This window comes from Listeria weihenstephanensis (assembly GCF_003534205.1).
Lineage (GTDB): Bacteria > Bacillota > Bacilli > Lactobacillales > Listeriaceae > Listeria_A > Listeria_A weihenstephanensis.
In genome coordinates, this window is sequence record NZ_CP011102.1 from 2,144,559 (window position 1) to 2,161,177 (window position 16,619).

The 16,619-nt window shown below is 47.1% G+C and carries 5 protein-coding genes, 22 tRNA genes, 3 rRNA genes, 1 pseudogene and 1 riboswitch; of the genes and pseudogenes, 1 reads left to right on the plus strand and 30 read right to left on the minus strand.

Going from position 1 to position 16,619, the window contains the following annotated elements:
• Positions 1–73: 73 nt before the first annotated feature.
• From UE46_RS10375 to UE46_RS10395, 5 genes and pseudogenes are all read right to left on the minus strand, one after another.
• Positions 74–1,924 (minus strand): bifunctional homocysteine S-methyltransferase/methylenetetrahydrofolate reductase, encoded by a 1,851-nt coding sequence (locus tag UE46_RS10375; RefSeq protein ID WP_036060861.1) that lies wholly within the window; start codon positions 1,922–1,924, stop codon positions 74–76.
• Positions 1,924–3,093 carry a cystathionine beta-lyase gene (gene metC / locus UE46_RS10380; protein ID WP_036060859.1) on the minus strand — a complete coding sequence of 390 codons (1,170 nt, stop codon included), beginning with the start codon at positions 3,091–3,093 and terminating at the stop codon, positions 1,924–1,926. The genes UE46_RS10375 and metC overlap by 1 nt, the downstream gene beginning before the upstream one ends.
• Complete coding sequence (locus UE46_RS10385; RefSeq protein ID WP_036060871.1) at positions 3,086–4,213, minus strand: aminotransferase class I/II-fold pyridoxal phosphate-dependent enzyme; 1,128 nt, start codon at positions 4,211–4,213, stop codon at positions 3,086–3,088. Before UE46_RS10385 ends, metC begins: the two co-directional genes overlap by 8 nt.
• 74 nt (positions 4,214–4,287) lie before the next feature.
• Positions 4,288–6,570: a 5-methyltetrahydropteroyltriglutamate--homocysteine S-methyltransferase gene (gene metE, locus UE46_RS10390; RefSeq protein ID WP_036060858.1), complete on the minus strand. Its 2,283-nt coding sequence runs from the start codon at positions 6,568–6,570 to the stop codon at positions 4,288–4,290.
• Between the two features lie 101 nt (positions 6,571–6,671).
• Positions 6,672–6,778, minus strand: a riboswitch (SAM riboswitch).
• Between the two features lie 83 nt (positions 6,779–6,861).
• A pseudogene (locus UE46_RS10395) lies at positions 6,862–7,827 on the minus strand (MFS transporter); the annotation flags it as partial.
• Between the two features lie 142 nt (positions 7,828–7,969).
• On the opposite strand from UE46_RS10395, the gene UE46_RS10400 reads away from it, so the two are divergent.
• Entirely contained in the window at positions 7,970–9,193 is a 1,224-nt protein-coding gene (locus UE46_RS10400; protein WP_118907600.1) for an ISL3 family transposase, read from the plus strand.
• A 165-nt stretch (positions 9,194–9,358) separates the two neighbouring features.
• On the opposite strand, the gene UE46_RS10405 is transcribed toward UE46_RS10400, so the two are convergent.
• The 25 genes from UE46_RS10405 to UE46_RS10525 all read right to left on the minus strand — a co-directional run bounded on the left by UE46_RS10405 (position 9,359) and on the right by UE46_RS10525 (position 16,420).
• Positions 9,359–9,430, minus strand: a tRNA-Glu gene (locus UE46_RS10405).
• Positions 9,431–9,468: 38 nt separating this feature from the next.
• Positions 9,469–9,559 (minus strand) — tRNA-Ser (locus UE46_RS10410).
• Between the two features lie 19 nt (positions 9,560–9,578).
• Positions 9,579–9,651 (minus strand) — tRNA-Asn (locus tag UE46_RS10415).
• An 11-nt stretch (positions 9,652–9,662) separates the two neighbouring features.
• A tRNA-Ile gene (locus UE46_RS10420) sits at positions 9,663–9,739 on the minus strand.
• Positions 9,740–9,753: 14 nt separating this feature from the next.
• Positions 9,754–9,824 (minus strand) — tRNA-Gly (locus tag UE46_RS10425).
• A gap of 27 nt (positions 9,825–9,851) precedes the next feature.
• Positions 9,852–9,924 (minus strand) — tRNA-His (locus UE46_RS10430).
• 14 nt (positions 9,925–9,938) lie between these two features.
• A tRNA-Thr gene (locus tag UE46_RS10435) sits at positions 9,939–10,014 on the minus strand.
• A 27-nt stretch (positions 10,015–10,041) separates the two neighbouring features.
• Positions 10,042–10,114, minus strand: a tRNA-Phe gene (locus tag UE46_RS10440).
• Positions 10,115–10,124: 10 nt separating this feature from the next.
• A tRNA-Asp gene (locus UE46_RS10445) sits at positions 10,125–10,197 on the minus strand.
• A 5-nt stretch (positions 10,198–10,202) separates the two neighbouring features.
• Positions 10,203–10,276, minus strand: a tRNA-Met gene (locus UE46_RS10450).
• A 40-nt stretch (positions 10,277–10,316) separates the two neighbouring features.
• Positions 10,317–10,406, minus strand: a tRNA-Ser gene (locus UE46_RS10455).
• Positions 10,407–10,427: 21 nt separating this feature from the next.
• Positions 10,428–10,504 (minus strand) — tRNA-Ile (locus UE46_RS10460).
• An 11-nt stretch (positions 10,505–10,515) separates the two neighbouring features.
• Positions 10,516–10,589, minus strand: a tRNA-Met gene (locus UE46_RS10465).
• A gap of 32 nt (positions 10,590–10,621) precedes the next feature.
• Positions 10,622–10,697 (minus strand) — tRNA-Ala (locus UE46_RS10470).
• A 29-nt stretch (positions 10,698–10,726) separates the two neighbouring features.
• Positions 10,727–10,803 (minus strand) — tRNA-Pro (locus UE46_RS10475).
• Between the two features lie 4 nt (positions 10,804–10,807).
• Positions 10,808–10,881 (minus strand) — tRNA-Arg (locus UE46_RS10480).
• Between the two features lie 13 nt (positions 10,882–10,894).
• Positions 10,895–10,983 (minus strand) — tRNA-Leu (locus tag UE46_RS10485).
• Between the two features lie 30 nt (positions 10,984–11,013).
• Positions 11,014–11,088 (minus strand) — tRNA-Gly (locus UE46_RS10490).
• A 15-nt stretch (positions 11,089–11,103) separates the two neighbouring features.
• A tRNA-Leu gene (locus UE46_RS10495) sits at positions 11,104–11,185 on the minus strand.
• 5 nt (positions 11,186–11,190) lie between these two features.
• Positions 11,191–11,263, minus strand: a tRNA-Lys gene (locus UE46_RS10500).
• Positions 11,264–11,292: 29 nt separating this feature from the next.
• Positions 11,293–11,368: transfer RNA gene (locus tag UE46_RS10505), tRNA-Thr, on the minus strand.
• Between the two features lie 9 nt (positions 11,369–11,377).
• Positions 11,378–11,450, minus strand: a tRNA-Val gene (locus UE46_RS10510).
• A gap of 14 nt (positions 11,451–11,464) precedes the next feature.
• Positions 11,465–11,580, minus strand: a 5S ribosomal RNA gene (rrf, locus tag UE46_RS10515).
• 94 nt (positions 11,581–11,674) lie between these two features.
• Positions 11,675–14,606 (minus strand): 23S ribosomal RNA (locus tag UE46_RS10520).
• A gap of 262 nt (positions 14,607–14,868) precedes the next feature.
• Positions 14,869–16,420: ribosomal RNA gene (locus tag UE46_RS10525) — 16S ribosomal RNA — on the minus strand.
• Together the 16S, 23S and 5S rRNA genes with 22 tRNA genes alongside form the textbook arrangement of a ribosomal RNA operon.
• Between the last annotated feature and the right edge of the window lie 199 nt (positions 16,421–16,619).

A 16,619-nucleotide genomic window follows, 5' to 3' on the forward strand; every position in this document is an offset into this window, starting at 1 on the left:
CACTTTTAAAATTTATTTTCATTTCAGCGCGAAAAAAAAGCGAGAAATCCATTCGCGGATTCCTCGCCTCAACTTATACTGTTTGCTCACTGATTTTTTCCTTACTCTGCACATACTTCGTCAATTCAATCGATAAATCGTAACGTAAAAACGGTGTAATAATGTAAACCCCATTAAAATGTTCGCAAATCGCGTCGAGAATTTCCTTCGCAATCGCCATACCTTCTTCGCGACCTGTTCCACTCTTATCAGCTTCTCGCATTCTCTCTCTGACTTCATCTGTCAATCGAATACCAGGAACTTCATTGTGCAGAAACTCAGCATTCCGACTCGAAAGTAACGGCATCACACCAACAAAAACAGGAACCGTAATCCCAGCATCAACCAGCGCTTCTTTCAGCTGTACCGCTTTTTCCGTATCATAAATCGGTTGCGTGATAATATAATCAGCACCATATTCTACTTTACGCTCAATCAAACGCACCGCCTTATCTAGCTTCAGCACGTTCGGATTAAACGCAGCCGCCACTTGGAATCGTGCCTTCTCCTTCAACGATTTCCCGGTATAGGAAATCCCATCATTGAACTTCTTAATCAACTGCACAAGTTCCACCGATCGTAAATCAAACACCGATGACGCACCTGGAAAATCGCCAACTTTACTCGGATCTCCCGTCACCGCCAGCACATCCTGAATCCCCAACTTATGAAAACCCATGATATGCGAGTGCATCCCGATCAAATTATGATCCCGCGTCGTCAAATGAATGAGCGGCCGAATATCATACTCCTGCTTCAAAATCGCCGCCAGCGCCATGTTACTAATCCGCGGCGTCGCAAGCGAATTATCCGAAATCGTAATCGCATCCACACCCGCAGCATCAAGCTTCTGCGCCCCTTCGAAAAATTTCGCCGTATCAAATGTCCGCGGCGGATCAAGCTCCACCAACACCGTGTACTGCTCCTTCACTTTATCCGTAAGCCGCACACCCGCGTCCTCCGCCGCATCCAACTCCGCCAATTCCAAAATCGGATGAACCACTTTTGACGTCACCGGTTTAATCGACTTCAAACCTCGTCGTAGCGCCCGAATATGGTCCGGCGTCGTTCCACAACAACCACCGATCAAACGCACACCTTCCTGCCTGAAAATCTCGCTATACTGCTCAAAATAATCCGTTTCCGTCTGATAAACGACTTTTCCCTCATCCATTTGAGGTAAACTCGCGTTCGGATAAGCTGCCAAATAGGCATTTTCGAGCAACGGCACACTCTCAAGCGCTTTGGACATATGATATGGACCAAGTCGACAATTCGCGCCAACGACATCCGCGCCCAAATCCGCCAATTCCTGTAATGCGGATGCCAACGTTTGCCCACTTTGCAAAAGCCCCGGTTCATGCATCGACACATTCGCCACAATCGGCAAGTCCGTCGTTTCACGTGTAATTTTTAACACCGTTTTCAGTTCCTCAAGATCATAATACGTCTCCAGCAAAATCGCATCCACACCTTCAAGTAACAGACAATACAATTGCTCCCGAAAACTACGCTTAATCTCTTCCAAACTCGGCGCCGCAATTCGAGCATCATTTGCCCCATTAATCCCGCCAATCGTACCAAAAATATACACACCAGTCCCGCGCGCCGCCTCTTTTGCATGCCGCACAGCCGCCTGATTAATTTTTTTAATATCATCTTGTAATCCGTATCGCGATAACTTAATATAGTTCGCGCTATACGTGTTCGTTTGAATAATATCCGCCCCGGCCTCGATATAAGCCCGATGGATCGCAACAATATCATCTGGATGTGATAAATTCAACTCTTCAAAGGAACGGTCAACTCCGTAAGAATAAAGCAGCGTACCCATTGCACCATCAGCAATTAAAACTTTTTCACTTAAATCGCGGCGTAAATTCATCACCGAGCACTCCTTTCCACTGTATAAGCAAGCGCTTGTTCGAAGTCCGCGATAACATCCGCAATATCCTCAAGCCCCGCCGAAAAGCGTAATAATCCTGGCGTAATACCAAGTTTCAACCGTTCTTCTTCTGGAATCGCCGCATGCGACATCCGCGCAGGGTACGATAAAATGCTCTCTACCGCGCCCAAACTCACCGAAAATACTGGCAATTTCGCATGATTCACAAACTGGCGCGCTGCCTCTTCGCTACCGAGGTCAAATGACAAAACCGCGCCCGCCGAATCCGCCTGTTTCTGCTGAATATCATAATCCGGATGGCTAGCCAAACCAGGATAAAAAACCTCTTTCACCCGATCATCGCCTTGCAAAAATTCCGCCAGTTTTTGCGCTGAATCTGTGCCTACATTCATCCGCACAGCAAGCGTCTTAAGTCCGCGCAATAACAACCAGCAATCCTGAACACCGAGCACGCCACCCGTCGAATTTTGCATAAAGTAAACCTGTTTCGCGAGTTCCTCGTTATTCGTCACCACAAGCCCCGCCAGAATATCACTATGCCCACCGATAAATTTCGTCGCACTATGCACGACCAGATCCGCACCCAAATCAAGCGGTCGTTGCAAAGCCGGCGTCAAAAACGTATTATCCACAAACGTATAACAAGCATGCTCCTTCGCAAGTCGCGCCACCGCCGCAATATCCGTCATACGCATCAATGGATTCGACGGCGTCTCCACATAAACCAACTTCGTATTCTCCTGAAAAGCCGCTGCCACCGCATCCAAATCACCCATATCCACAAACGTATGCGTAATCCCAAACCGCGGCAAAATTTGCTCCGTCAGCCGAAACGTACCGCCATACACATCTCCAGAAATAATAAAATGATCCCCTTGCGACAACGTCAACAATGCTGCAGAAATGGCTGCCATCCCAGTCGCAAACGCAAAACCATGCGTCCCATTTTCCAATTTTGCAATCGCATCTTCCACAGCCTGACGCGTCGGATTTCCCGATCTCGCATAATCAAATTCATGATAATTATCAAAATCCGGCTGGTGAAACGTCGATGACAAATGAAGCGGTGTATTGAGAGCACCAGTCGCCTCATCAATCCCAAGACTCGCATGCACAACCTTCGTATTAAAAGAAAACTTCTCACTCATGCACGCCCACCCCCTCTTTCAAAACAGCCGCAAAAGCCTGATCCAAATCCGCAATTAAATCATCGCTATTTTCAATCCCAACCGAAATTCGCAACAACTCATCCGTCAGCCCATAAGATTCCCGAAGTTCGCGTGGCACATCCGCATGCGTCTGCGTCACCGGATACGTAATCAAACTCTCCACGCCGCCCAAACTCTCCGCAAACGTAAATAACTCCAAACTCCGCAACAACGGCGAAACAAGCGCAGCATCCTTAATCAAGAAACTCACCATGCCGCCCTTTCCAGGATAAAGCACCTTTGTCACAGCCTCGTGTCCTTCCAAAAATTCCGCCACTTTTCGCGCATTTTTCTGATGCTGCTCCACCCGCAAAACAAGCGTCTTCAATCCTCGCATTAACAACCAACTATCAAACGGCGAAAGCACCGCACCAATCGAATTATGGAAATCACGCAATTGCACAGCCAATTCCTCGTCCTTCACAATCACCGCACCCGCAAGCACATCATTATGCCCACCAAGATACTTCGTCGCACTATGAAAAACGATATCCGCACCCAAATCCAGCGGTTGCTGCAAAATCGGCGTCAAAAACGTATTATCCACAATCACTAACAAATCATGCTTTTTCGCAAAAGCTACAACCGCCGCGAGATCCGTCTCCACCATCAAAGGATTCGTCGGCGTCTCAATAAACACAGCCTTTGTCGCAGGCGTCAGCAACCCTTCCAAATCAGCCAAATCCGTTGACTCCCAATAAGAAAAATCAATTTTATACTTTTTCGCAATCAATTCAAAATAACGATATGTACCGCCATATAAATCCCGTGAAGAAATAATATGATCACCACTCGCAAACAATGTGAAAATAAGCTGAATCGCACTCATACCCGAACTCGTCGCAAAACCAGCCGTCCCATTTTCCAATGTCGCCAGCGCCTCTTCCAAAACCTCACGCGTCGGATTTCCCGTTCTCGTATAATCATACCCCGTTGAAACACCAAGATCTTCATGACGGTATGCAGTCGACAAATAAATCGGCATGTTTACAGCACCAGTCGCTCCACTTTTCCGATTTCCAATTTGCGCTACAATTGTTTCTTTTTTTAACTTTGTCATTCCAATCCCCTCCATCAATTTAAAAAGCGCCAGGAGTAGCAACATGATGCCGTTCCTAGCGCCTAATTTTGCTATTATTTTATCACTTTATACGCTTCACGAATCTCTTTCGTCGCATTCACCATATCGCGAAGCGCCTCAATCGTTTCCTTCTCTTTACGCGTTTTTAAACCACAATCCGGATTCACCCAGAATTGGCGCGCATCAATCACTTTTAACGCTCGGCGGATATTTTCTTGAATCTCACCGGTCGTCGGAACACGCGGACTATGAATATCATATACACCCAATCCGATTTCCTTATCATACCCAACCTTCTCAAACGTTTCAATAATTTCACCATGACTGCGAGACGTCTCAATCGAGATAACATCCGCATCCAGCGCGCTAATCGTATCGATAATATCCTCAAACTCCGCATAACACATATGCGTATGAATCTGCGTATCATTTTTAACCGAAGTCGTTGTTAATTTGAACGAATAAACCGCATCATCCAAGTATTTCTGCCATCTTGAACGCTTCAATGGCAACCCTTCACGTAGCGCCGGCTCATCTACCTGAATCACGCGAATTCCAGCCTCCTCAAGCGCCTCCACCTCTTTACGTAGCGCCAAACCAACTTGATTAGCAACCACATAATCCGGCACATCATCACGCACAAACGACCAGTTGATAATTGTCACCGGTGCCGTCAACATTCCCTTCACAGGACGATCCGTTAACGACTGCGCATAAACACTTTCCTTCACCGTAATGGCTTCCGTAAACGCCACATCCCCGTAAACCAATGGCGGACGCACCGCGCGCGATCCATAAGACTGCACCCAACCAAATTTCGTCGCCTGGAAACCATCCAACTTCTGACCAAAATACTCGACCATATCCGTTCTTTCAAACTCACCATGCACCAACACATCCAAGTCCAAATCCTCTTGAATTCGAATCCAACGCTCCGTCTCCGTCTCAATAAATTTCTCATATTCCGCATCCGTAATCACTTTTTTCAACCAGTCCGAACGTTTTTTCCGAACCTCAGGCGACTGCGGAAAACTACCAATCGTCGTCGTTGGCAATAACGGCAACTGCAACCACGCGTGTTGCAACTTAATCCGCTCCGCAAATGGTAAATCACGCTTCACTTCCACATTTTCCAAATTGCGAATCGCTTCCTGAACCTCCGCATTATTTCGGTGATGCGATCCATTAATTGCATCCAATGCCGCTTTCGCATCCGCAAATTCCGCCGTCACATCCCCATCATTCAACGCCTTCGTCAGCGCCACTAATTCCAGTAATTTCTCATCCGCAAACGATAACCCACCAAGCAATACCTCATCTAAGTCTGGCTCACTGGCTTTCGTCACCGGCACATGCAACAAAGAACTCGAAGGCTGTACGATTAAGCGATCTTTCGGCACCACTTTTGCAATTCGCTCAAGCAATTCCAATTTCGCATCCAAATCCGCACGCCACACATTCCGTCCATCAATCACCCCAGCCGCCAAAATTTTATCCTCAGGAAATCCAAATTTCTCAAGCGCTTCAATCGATTCCCCATGGTCATGCACAAAATCCACACCAATCGCGTCTACCGGCAGTTTCACAACATCTTCGAAATAATCAAGACTTTCGAAATAGGTTTGCAATTCAATCTTCAAACTAGGAGCAACTGCCTTAAGCGAAGCATAAACCGCCTCAAAAACCGCTAACTCCTCCTTATCAAAACTAGTGGCTAAGTAAGGCTCATCAATCTGTACCCACTTCGCACCAGCATCCTGCAACTCCTTCAAAACCTGACCATAAAGCGGAACTAACTGACTTAACAACCCCTTAAAATCATCATTCCCCTTCGCCAATTTCAAGTAAGTAATCGGTCCAACAAGCACCGGCTTACCATCAATCCCTAGTTCTCGTTTTGCTTCCTCATAATAAAACAACGCCCGATTTTCCGTCAATTGCGGCTTCGCATCCACAAGTTCCGGCACAATATAATGATAATTCGTATTAAACCACTTCGTCATCTCCGAAGCAACCGCACCATCATTCCCCCGCGCAACCTCGAAATATGTATCAAGATCCACTTTCCCAGCCTCATAATTGAATCGTTTTGGCACAATCCCAAACGTAATACTCGTATCTAAAATGTGATCATAAAAAGAAAAGTCCCCGACAGGAATCAAATCAATCCCTTTGTCCTGCTGTTTCTTCAAAGCATGTAAACGCAATTCTTTAGTTTCAGAAAGTAATTGCTCTTCAGAAATCTTATGATTCCAATAATTCTCAAGCGCCTTCTTCCACTCCCGTTTCTCACCTAAACGCGGATACCCTAAATTTGAACTTTGAACTTTTGCCATTTCACATCACCATTCCCTTATTATTTTTTTCATATAAAAAGCCTCCCCAGTCAAGACCAGAGAGGCTACGAATATCCGAATTTTGCAGACACGTATTCACTCTCTTATCTTTCGAAGCATCACACTTCGCAGGATTTAGCACCTTTTCAAAAAATTGAAAGGTTGCTGGGTTTCACAGGGCCAGTCCCTCTACCACTCACAATAAGAGTTATTATATGAAATTAATTACATCCAGTTCGAATGTGTTGAACTTATATTACCATCCCATCAAATTCCTGTCAACTAAAAATATCACGCCAAGCTCGAATTTTTACGAATATTCCCAAAAAACAAAGCCAAAAACGCTGCTATCAAAAGCCCCGTGATCACAAAATAAAATACATCATTTCCAAATAATCCAATCATAATCCCAGTCGTAGAAGGCCCAATAATACTTCCCAAACTAAAGCTCATCCCTACTAAAATATTTCCAGCAGGCAACAACTCAAGCGGCGTCAAATCTGTCATATAAGACAAGCCTAACGAATACATCGACCCAAGTAAAATCCCTAATACGAAAAACATCCCAATCAATACAATACTATTAGAAACAAACGCCGTCACAAAAAAAACAACAGCTCCCGCTCCCACAAATATTGGCAAAACCTTAGCCCGACCAACCCTATCACTCAAAATCCCAATCGGAACTTGGAATAAAATCGTACCAACAGAAAAGGAAGAAATAATCGTCACAACCATCGCCTGTGGAATACCATCTCGAAGCCCTACAATTGGGAAAGTAGCATTCAACGCCGTTTCCAAAATACCATAAACAAAAGGTGGAATCATCGAAATCCAAGCCATTTTAAACACTTCCGAAAAACGTTTCAAACTACCAAAGAATGAAATTTCTCGAATAACAGCCTGCTCTCCAACAAATTCATTTTTCAAAGCCCAAACAAGTGTCCATGCAATGACTACCATTATACCTGATATAAAGAATGGCAAATTCACATTAATAGCCATCAAATTTACTAATTGCGGTCCAATTGCAAAACCTAACGAGAAAAACAAGCCATATATCGCCATGTTACGACCACGTTTTGACGGGTGACTCATGGCACCAATCCAAGTTTGCGATGAAAAATGCAGCATATGATCCCCAACCCCGATCACCAAACGTAAGAAAAACCAAAAATATAAATTAAACCACATTGGGAACAAAAGCAACGCAACGGCCACAAGTCCCCCACCCACAATAATAATAGGCTTATACCCAGGTTCTATAATAAATGTTGGGGTAGAAAATAATCTACCTCAGCATTTTTTTGTTCTCATTTCAAGACAAAAAAATACACAGTAATATCAAAATCCTTTAAGATAAAAGTGACGAAACCCAATCCAAAGGAGCGATATTACCATGCCAGACCATTTTATCATACAACTCATCGGTTTAGAAAATAAAAACATCCAACTTCTTGATTATTCGATTGAAAATCATATCTGCCACATTCATATCCAACTAAAACGAAAAAAACATGCCTGCCCCTCTTGTAAAACACGGACAGATCGCATTAAAGACTATCGTACGCACACTTTCCAACATCTAAAAGTCGCAGAAAAACGTGTCTATGTGCACTATCGAAAACGCAGATATGCTTGTTCCTGCGGAAAATCATTTGATGAAAAAAATCAAGGACTTGTGGCACGCTATCAGCGTTTTTCAACGCTTTGGCACCAAGCGGCCCTTTTTCATAGTATTTCCGCTCCGTCCTTTACTTATACTGCTAAAACATTTGGGACCACCGCACCTAAAATTATGCGTCTATTCGACGCGCGTACAGAAGCCTTTTCCACGCCTCCCGTCTCTCTTCCTAAGGTCATCGCTATCGATGAGTTCAAGGGAGATACCGACAAAGGCAAATTTCAACTCATTATCGCTGATCCCATGACTCGTCGCCCCATTGATATCTTAGAAAACCGTCGCGCCAAAACCATTCAACGTTATTTAAGAGAACGCGGGCATCAGGTAGAGATGGTTATCATGGATTTGAGTTCGACCTTCAAAAACGCCGTGCAACAAGCCCTTGACAAACCAGTTATTATTGCCGATTCTTTCCACTTCTCTCGCTACATCTATTGGGCGCTGAATAAAGTCCGCGTTCGTGTCCAACAACGTTTTTCAGAAAAAGATCGAAAACACGGGAAACGGATACAAAAACTCCTTTTCAAGCGATCTCATAAGCTGGACACAGCGCAAAAAAGCATCATTCGCCGTTACTTAAGCTTGCACCCTGATCTACAAACCGCCTACACCATCAAGGAAGCCTATCAGGCTTGGTTTGATGCCAATAAAGCACAAGAACGCCACGACGTTCGTCAATCCTTACACGATTTCTATCAACTCGTACAAGACAAACAGCTTCCAGAATTCATAAAAGCTATCGGTACTTTCCGACGCTGGGAAACAGAAATCATCAATGCCTTCATTTACCCACATCTGTCCAATGGTTTCGTAGAAGGAATTAACAACCGAACCAAAGTTATCAAGCGCACTTCTTATGGCTATCAAAACTTTTCACGATTCCGTGCCAAAATACTTGCCCAGCATTTTATCAAAGATTTTGACATTTCTGTAGGTTAAAAAGAGGTACAAGCCATTGTTTCTCTAGCTTGTACTTCGATATTTCACCCCAACAATTGACAAAGAGCCAATTTAAAATTATTACTTTTCATACCTATCCTCCTATGAATTTTTTGCATTAAAAAGAACAATGTCATTTATGACATTGTTCTTTTTAATCAGCGATGACCCGTACGGGAATCGAACCCGTGATACCGCCGTGAAAGGGCGGTGTCTTAACCGCTTGACCAACGGGCCATAATTATTAATTTCAATTCGCATCTTTTATTTTATACTGGCGGAGAAGGAGGGATTTGAACCCTCGCGCCGCGTTAACGACCTATACCCTTAGCAGGGGCACCTCTTCAGCCACTTGAGTACTTCCCCAATATAAACAAATTACAAGCTCCACAGGCAAGACTCGAACTTGCGACCGATCGGTTAACAGCCGATTGCTCTACCAACTGAGCTACTGTGGAATAATAAAATATGGTGGGCCTAAATGGACTCGAACCATCGACCTCACGCTTATCAGGCGTGCGCTCTAACCAGCTGAGCTATAGGCCCATAAAAAAACAAAGAGCGGGTGATGGGAATCGAACCCACGACAACAGCTTGGAAGGCTGTAGTTTTACCACTAAACTACACCCGCATCATCCAAATTAAAACTACTTACAAGGGCGGCTAGTGGGAATCGAACCCACGCATGCCTGAACCACAATCAGGTGCGTTAACCACTTCGCCATAGCCGCCGCTATGATAAATATGGTGCCGGCTGCAAGAGTCGAACTCGCGACCTACTGATTACAAATCAGTTGCTCTACCAACTGAGCTAAGCCGGCTTAAGATACAAATTAATAGTAAAAAGGTGGCTTGGGACAGAATCGAACTGCCGACACCTTGAGCTTCAATCAAGTGCTCTACCAACTGAGCTACCAAGCCATATGTAAAGCGGTCCCGACGGGATTTGAACCCGCGATCTCCTGCGTGACAGGCAGGCATGTTAACCCCTACACCACGGAACCACTAATTGCGGGGACAGGATTTGAACCTGCGACCTTCGGGTTATGAGCCCGACGAGCTACCAGACTGCTCCACCCCGCGACAATAATAATATTTTATCCACAAATCACTAAGTAGAAAAAGGAGGAAGAGGGATTCGAACCCCCGCGCGGTCTTACCCGCCTGTCGGTTTTCAAGACCGATCCCTTCAGCCAAACTTGGGTATTCCTCCATGATAAAATGATAATAGTGATGGTGGACCTTGCAGGACTCGAACCTGCGACCGGACGGTTATGAGCCGTCTGCTCTAACCAACTGAGCTAAAGGTCCAAAATTAAAGGTAGCGGCGGAGGGAGTCGAACCCACGACCTTTCGGGTATGAACCGAATGCTCTAGCCATCTGAGCTACACCGCCATAATATTTACATACCTTTATCTCAAGAAAGTTGGTGGAGCCTAGCGGGATCGAACCGCTGACCTCCTGCGTGCAAAGCAGGCGCTCTCCCAGCTGAGCTAAGGCCCCTTCATAATAAAATTAGGGATATTTCTTAATGGTCGGGAAGACAGGATTCGAACCTGCGACCCCTTGGTCCCAAACCAAGTGCTCTACCAAGCTGAGCTACTTCCCGAAAGTGCGCCCGAGAGGAGTCGAACCTCTAACCGCTTGATTCGTAGTCAAGTACTCTATCCAGTTGAGCTACGGGCGCATAATATAATTAATGGTGCCGAGGACCGGAATCGAACCGGTACGGATATCACTATCCGCAGGATTTTAAGTCCTGTGCGTCTGCCAGTTCCGCCACCCCGGCTTTGGAAACTTAATAATGGCAACTGAAATTTGGAGCGGAAGACGGGGTTCGAACCCGCGACCCCCACCTTGGCAAGGTGGTGCTCTACCACTGAGCTACTTCCGCACCATAATATAATAGTGCGGGTGAAAGGACTTGAACCTTCACACCTTGCGGCGCCAAATCCTAAATCTGGTGCGTCTGCCAATTCCGCCACACCCGCAAAAATGAGCCGTGATGGGCTCGAACCATCGACCCTCTGATTAAAAGTCAGATGCTCTACCAACTGAGCTAACGGCTCACAATACAAAATATATACTGTGAAAAATATGGTGCCGGCTGCAAGAGTCGAACTCGCGACCTACTGATTACAAATCAGTTGCTCTACCAACTGAGCTAAGCCGGCCTGATTAAATGGGGGCTAACGGGATCGAACCGCTGACCCTCTGCTTGTAAGGCAGATGCTCTCCCAGCTGAGCTAAGCCCCCAAAATATGTACATTGCCCGGCGGCGACCTACTCTCACAGGGGGAAGCCCCCTACTACCATCGGCGCTGAAAAGCTTAACTTCCGTGTTCGGGATGGGAACGGGTGTGACCTCTTCGCCGTAACCACCAGACAATGTTTTGATAGAAAGAACGCTGTTCTCTCAAAACTAGATAAGAAAGTCGGTCTGTGCGTGACCGTTCGGAGTCCGATCCTCCATATTACATGTGGTTAAGTCCTCGATCGATTAGTATTTGTCCGCTCCATATGTCGCCATACTTCCACTCCAAACCTATCTACCTGATCTTCTTTCAGGGATCTTACTTTCCGAAGAAATGGGAAATCTCATCTTGAGGGGGGCTTCACGCTTAGATGCTTTCAGCGTTTATCCCTGCCACACATAGCTACCCAGCGATGCTCCTGGCGGAACAACTGGTACACCAGCGGTGTGTCCATCCCGGTCCTCTCGTACTAAGGACAGCTCCTCTCAAATTTCCTGCGCCCGCGACGGATAGGGACCGAACTGTCTCACGACGTTCTGAACCCAGCTCGCGTGCCGCTTTAATGGGCGAACAGCCCAACCCTTGGGACCGACTACAGCCCCAGGATGCGACGAGCCGACATCGAGGTGCCAAACCTCCCCGTCGATGTGGACTCTTGGGGGAGATAAGCCTGTTATCCCCGGGGTAGCTTTTATCCGTTGAGCGATGGCCCTTCCATGCGGAACCACCGGATCACTAAGCCCGACTTTCGTCCCTGCTCGACTTGTCAGTCTCGCAGTCAAGCTCCCTTGTGCCTTTACACTCTGCGAATGATTTCCATCCATTCTGAGGGAACCTTTGGGCGCCTCCGTTACTCTTTAGGAGGCGACCGCCCCAGTCAAACTGCCCACCTGACACTGTCTCCCCACGCGCTAAGCGTGGTGGGTTAGAATGGTCATACAGCCAGGGTAGTATCCCACCATTGCCTCCTCGTAAGCTAGCGCTCACGTCTCTTCGGCTCCTACCTATCCTGTACAAGCGGTACAAACATTCCATATCAGGTTGCAGTAAAGCTCCACGGGGTCTTTCCGTCCTGTCGCGGGTAACCTGCATCTTCACAGGTACTATAATTTCACCGAGTCTCTCGTTGAGACAGTGCCCAGATCGTTGCGCCTTTCGTGCGGGTCGGAACTTACCCGACAAGGAATTTCGCTACCTTAGGACCGTTATAGTTACGGCCGCCGTTTACTGGGGCTTCAATTCGTACCTTCGCTTGCGCTAAGCACTCCTCTTAACCTTCCAGCACCGGGCAGGCGTCAGCCCCTATACGTCACCTTACGGTTTTGCAGAGACCTGTGTTTTTGCTAAACAGTCGCCTGGGCCTATTCACTGCGGCTCTCTCGGGCTTTCACCCTAATAGAGCACCCCTTCTCCCGAAGTTACGGGGTCATTTTGCCGAGTTCCTTAACGAGAGTTCTCTCGCTCACCTTAGGATTCTCTCCTCATCTACCTGTGTCGGTTTGCGGTACGGGCAGTACTATTCTAACTAGAGGCTTTTCTTGACAGCGTGAAATCAGGAACTTCCGTACTTAATTTCCTTCCCCATCACAGCTCATGCTTCGCGAGAAGCGGATTTGCCTACTTCTCACACTCACTGCTTGGACGCACATTTCCATCCGTGCGATTCCCTATCCTTCTGTGTCACCCCATTGCTCAAACAAACAGCACTGGTACAGGAATATCTACCTGTTGTCCATCGCCTACGCCTATCGGCCTCAGCTTAGGTCCCGACTAACCCTGAGCGGACGAGCCTTCCTCAGGAAACCTTAGATATTCGGTGGACGGGATTCTCACCCGTCTTTCGCTACTCATACCGGCATTCTCACTTCTAAGCGCTCCACCAGTCCTTCCGGTCTGACTTCACCGCCCTTAGAACGCTCTCCTACCACGAACATCCAAAGATGTTCATCCACAGTTTCGGTAATATGTTTAGCCCCGGTACATTTTCGGCGCGGGGTCACTCGACCAGTGAGCTATTACGCACTCTTTCAATGGTGGCTGCTTCTAAGCCAACATCCTGGTTGTCTATGCAACCCCACATCCTTTTCCACTTAACATATATTTTGGGACCTTAACTGGTGGTCTGGGCTGTTTCCCTTTCGACTACGGATCTTATCACTCGCAGTCTGACTCCCGAGTATAAGTACATGGCATTCGGAGTTTATCTGAATTCGGTAACCCGAGAAGGGCCCCTAGTCCAAACAGTGCTCTACCTCCACGACTCTTTACCTCGAGGCTAGCCCTAAAGCTATTTCGGAGAGAACCAGCTATCTCCAGGTTCGATTGGAATTTCTCCGCTACCCACACCTCATCCCCGCACTTTTCAACGTGCGTGGGTTCGGACCTCCAGTGAGTATTACCTCACCTTCATCCTGGACATGGGTAGATCACCTGGTTTCGGGTCTACGACCTGTTACTCATGCGCCCTATTCAGACTCGCTTTCGCTACGGCTCCGCTTTTTCCGCTTAACCTTGCAACAAATCGTAACTCGCCGGTTCATTCTACAAAAGGCACGCTATCACCCATTAACGGGCTCTAACTACTTGTAGGCACACGGTTTCAGGAACTGTTTCACTCCCCTTCCGGGGTGCTTTTCACCTTTCCCTCACGGTACTGGTTCACTATCGGTCACTAGGGAGTATTTAGCCTTGGGAGATGGTCCTCCCAGATTCCGACGGAATTTCACGTGTTCCGCCGTACTCAGGATCCACTCTGGAGGGAAAATGATTTCAATTACAGGGCTGTTACCTTCTTTGGCGGGCCTTTCCAGACCACTTCGTTTACCACTTTCTTTTGTAACTCCGTATAGAGTGTCCTACAACCCCAAGAAGCAAGCTTCTTGGTTTGGGCTCTTTCCGTTTCGCTCGCCGCTACTCAGGAAATCGATTTTTCTTTCTCTTCCTCCAGGTACTTAGATGTTTCAGTTCCCTGGGTCTGCCTTCCTTACGCTATGTATTCACGTAAGGATACTATCCGACTAAAGATAGTGGGTTCCCCCATTCGGAAATCTCTGGATCAACGCTTACGTACAGCTCCCCAAAGCATATCGGTGTTAGTCCCGTCCTTCTTCGGCTCCTAGTGCCAAGGCATCCACCGTGCGCCCTTTCTAACTTAACCATGTGGGTCGTTGTTCTTTCGAACTCGCCACGGGTATGTTCCTAACGTCTACGAGCCAGCGATGGCCGTATCGGTTAGTTGAAAGGTTACTTTCAGTTGATTCTCGGTTCTTACTTGGTTGGTACAAGTCAAAGACTTATACCGCACTTTACTAACTTTCTTATCTAGTTTTCAAAGAACAACTTTCTTCTTTAGAGAGAATTGACCTCTCAAAACTGAACAAAACAGAAGATAAAACAAAAGCAGGTTTCCTTTTCCTTAGAAAGGAGGTGATCCAGCCGCACCTTCCGATACGGCTACCTTGTTACGACTTCACCCCAATTATCTGTCCCACCTTCGGCGGCTGGCTCCATAAAGGTTACCCTACCGACTTCGGGTGTTACAAACTCTCGTGGTGTGACGGGCGGTGTGTACAAGGCCCGGGAACGTATTCACCGTGGCATGCTGATCCACGATTACTAGTGATTCCGGCTTCATGTAGGCGAGTTGCAGCCTACAATCCGAACTGAGAATAATTTTATGGGATTAGCTCGACCTCGCGGTTTGGCAACCCTTTGTATTATCCATTGTAGCACGTGTGTAGCCCAGGTCATAAGGGGCATGATGATTTGACGTCATCCCCACCTTCCTCCGGCTTGCACCGGCAGTCACTTTAGAGTGCCCAACTAAATGCTGGCAACTAAAATTAAGGGTTGCGCTCGTTGCGGGACTTAACCCAACATCTCACGACACGAGCTGACGACAACCATGCACCACCTGTCACTTTGTCCCCGAAGGGAAAGTTCTGTCTCCAGAATGGTCAAAGGATGTCAAGACCTGGTAAGGTTCTTCGCGTTGCTTCGAATTAAACCACATGCTCCACCACTTGTGCGGGCCCCCGTCAATTCCTTTGAGTTTCAACCTTGCGGTCGTACTCCCCAGGCGGAGTGCTTAATGCGTTAGCTGCAGCACTAAGGGGCGGAAACCCCCTAACACTTAGCACTCATCGTTTACGGCGTGGACTACCAGGGTATCTAATCCTGTTTGCTCCCCACGCTTTCGAGCCTCAGCGTCAATTACAGGCCAGTAAGCCGCCTTCGCCACTGGTGTTCCTCCACATATCTACGCATTTCACCGCTACACGTGGAATTCCACTTACCTCTCCTGCATTCAAGTCTCTCAGTTTCCAATGACCCTCCCCGGTTGAGCCGGGGGCTTTCACATCAGACTTAAGAAACCGCCTGCGCTCGCTTTACGCCCAATAAATCCGGACAACGCTTGCCACCTACGTATTACCGCGGCTGCTGGCACGTAGTTAGCCGTGGCTTTCTGGTTAGATACCGTCAAGGGACAAGCAGTTACTCTTATCCTTGTTCTTCTCTAACAACAGTGCTTTACGATCCGAAAACCTTCTTCACACACGCGGCGTTGCTCCGTCAGACTTTCGTCCATTGCGGAAGATTCCCTACTGCTGCCTCCCGTAGGAGTCTGGGCCGTGTCTCAGTCCCAGTGTGGCCGATCACCCTCTCAGGTCGGCTATGCATCGTTGCCTTGGTAGGCCATTACCCTACCAACTAGCTAATGCACCGCGGGCCCATCTGTAAGCGATAGCCGAAACCATCTTTCAAACAGACGTCATGCGACGCTTGTTATCATTCGGTATTAGCCCCGGTTTCCCGGAGTTATCCCCAACTTACAGGCAGGTTGCCCACGTGTTACTCACCCGTCCGCCACTAACGTCGGAAAGAGCAAGCTCTTTCTTCGGTTCGTTCGACTTGCATGTATTAGGCACGCCGCCAGCGTTCGTCCTGAGCCAGGATCAAACTCTCTTTAAAATTAAAGATGAATCTGAATACTTATTCAACACCGTGAATAAGATCCTTGCGTCAAATTGACTTCGCTAGCAAATTACTTTACTAGTATTACTTTTGGAAATAGCTTTCTATTTCCGCCCTGCGATTCTTACCTAGAAACATCGCTGTCTCTATTGGTTTTATCTTTGTTTCTGTTCAGTTTTCAAAGGTCATTATCGCG

Coding starts and splice junctions, on each gene's coding strand:
- UE46_RS10385 (WP_036060871.1), bottom strand. CDS start 4,213: ATGACAAAGTTAAAAAAAGAAACAATTGTAGCGCAAATTGGAAATCGG.
- UE46_RS10400 (WP_118907600.1), top strand. CDS start 7,970: ATGCCAGACCATTTTATCATACAACTCATCGGTTTAGAAAATAAAAAC.
- UE46_RS10375 (WP_036060861.1), bottom strand. CDS start 1,924: ATGAATTTACGCCGCGATTTAAGTGAAAAAGTTTTAATTGCTGATGGT.
- metC (WP_036060859.1), bottom strand. CDS start 3,093: ATGAGTGAGAAGTTTTCTTTTAATACGAAGGTTGTGCATGCGAGTCTT.
- metE (WP_036060858.1), bottom strand. CDS start 6,570: ATGGCAAAAGTTCAAAGTTCAAATTTAGGGTATCCGCGTTTAGGTGAG.